Annotated in this window: 2 protein-coding genes; one reads left to right on the forward strand and one right to left on the reverse strand. The window is 65.1% G+C overall.

Annotated elements, in window-relative coordinates:
- The coding region (locus AC4FAH_RS13880; protein ID WP_490246239.1) for an HlyD family secretion protein at positions 1-967 on the reverse strand (967 nt) is incomplete at its 3' end.
- A gap of 244 nt (positions 968-1,211) precedes the next feature.
- Here AC4FAH_RS13880 and AC4FAH_RS13885 point away from each other — a divergent pair.
- Positions 1,212-1,822: TetR/AcrR family transcriptional regulator (locus AC4FAH_RS13885; protein ID WP_490246240.1), on the forward strand; the 611-nt coding region annotated here is incomplete at its 3' end.

A 1,822-nucleotide genomic window follows, 5' to 3' on the forward strand; every position in this document is an offset into this window, starting at 1 on the left:
CTGGGCCGGTCAGGCGAATGCGCACCGGCACACGCTGGACGATCTTGTTGAAGTTGCCGGTGGCGTTGTCGGTCGGCAGCAGACTGAACTCGGTGCCGGTCGCCGGCGCCAGGCTATCCACCACACCCTCAAACTCGATGTCCGGGTAGGCATCCACCTCGAGACTGACCGGCTGGCCGACGCGCATGCGCTCGGTCTGGGTTTCCTTGTAGTTGGCCACCACATAGGCGCTCTTCACCGGCACCAGCTGCATCAGGGTCAACGAGGCGCTGGCCATGGTGCCCACCTCGACACTGCGATTGCCGACCACGCCATCCTGCGGCGCGTAGATCGAGGTCTTCTCCAGCTGGTGGCGCGCGTAGGCGAGATCCGCCGCCGCTGACACCACCTGGGCACGCGCCGACTCCAGCTGCGCCTTGTAGACCTCAAGCTGCTGCCGGGCAGACACCAGCGCGGCCTGCTTCTGGGCAACACTCGCCTCGGCGGTGCGCAGGGTCACCTGGTCATCCTCATAGGACTGACGCGAGGCGTAGCTGCGGCTCTCCAGACTTCTGGAGCGCTTGAGGTGCAGCGCCGCCTGATCGCGTTCGGCCCTGGCCGAAGCCAGCGCGGCCTTGGCCTCGTCGATCTTCGCGCCTTGCAGGTCCAGCTGACGCTCGGCCTGGACTTCCCCGGTGCGGGCGTTGTCCAGCGCAGCACTGGCCTGGTCCAGATTGGCCCTGGCATCTTCATCATCCAGCTGCACCAGCAACTGCCTCTTCTTCACCGGCTGGTTGTCATGCACCAGCATGCGCGTCACCCGCGCGGTGATCTCGGAGCGCACCGCGACGCTGTCGGTGCGCACATAGGCGTTGTCGGTCTCCTGCATGAAGCGCCCGACCTGCCACCATTCGCCCCCCATCACTCCGCCAGCGATCACGCCCGCCACCACGATGAGTGCCACGACACCCTTGCCTGCCTTGTTCATTCGGCGACTCTCTCTTGCTGCCTGTCGGTGACAGGCGTGTAATCTGTCTGACGCTGCGGATGAGGGGGCCACGGCGCTTGCGAGCGCTCAGGCCACGGCTGTCATCTTGCATCGCCACAAAGTGTAATGAATACTACACTTCCTTGAGGCAGCCCCGACAGTTTCGACAGACAGCGTCTCTCGTTCGCAATATCGCAACCTTGCCTGTTTCAGGCGGTTTCCGGATCACAGACAGGACACTCACATGACTGATTCGCCCTCATCAGAGACCGCCCCTGACTCGGGAAGCACCACGACTCGCGCCTCACCGCGCGGGGAAGCACGCCGCAAACGCCAGCTGGAAGTCGCCCGTGAACACTTCCTCGAACACGGCTTCGCCGCGACCAGCATCAATGAGATCGCCCGGCAGGCCGGCGGATCACTGGCAACGCTGTATCGTAATTTCGGCAACAAGGACGGCCTGTTTCTGGCCGTGATGCAGCAGGAAGCGCAGACGGTGTGGTCGGTGATGGACCACGAAGCCAACGAGACACGCAGCGTCGAGGAAGCGCTGGAAGACTTCGGCATGGCGATGCTGGCGCTGGCCCTCGCGCCCGAACTGATCCGCCTGTTCCGTGGCCTCGCCTTCGAGAGCGGCCGCAACCCGCAGCTCGGCAAGCTGTTCCTCGACAACGGCCCCAAGCTGACGCGACAACGCCTGGCAGGCTACCTGTCGCGTCAGGTCGCCCAGGGCCACCTGCCATCCACCGGCCTCGGCCAGGAACCACTGGCCGCCGCCAACCTGCTCACCGGCATGCTGCTCAACCCGCTGCATGTCGACGCCCTGCTCGGCTGCCCACCCGACACCGCAAGCCC

Source organism: Cobetia sp. (assembly GCF_983723665.1).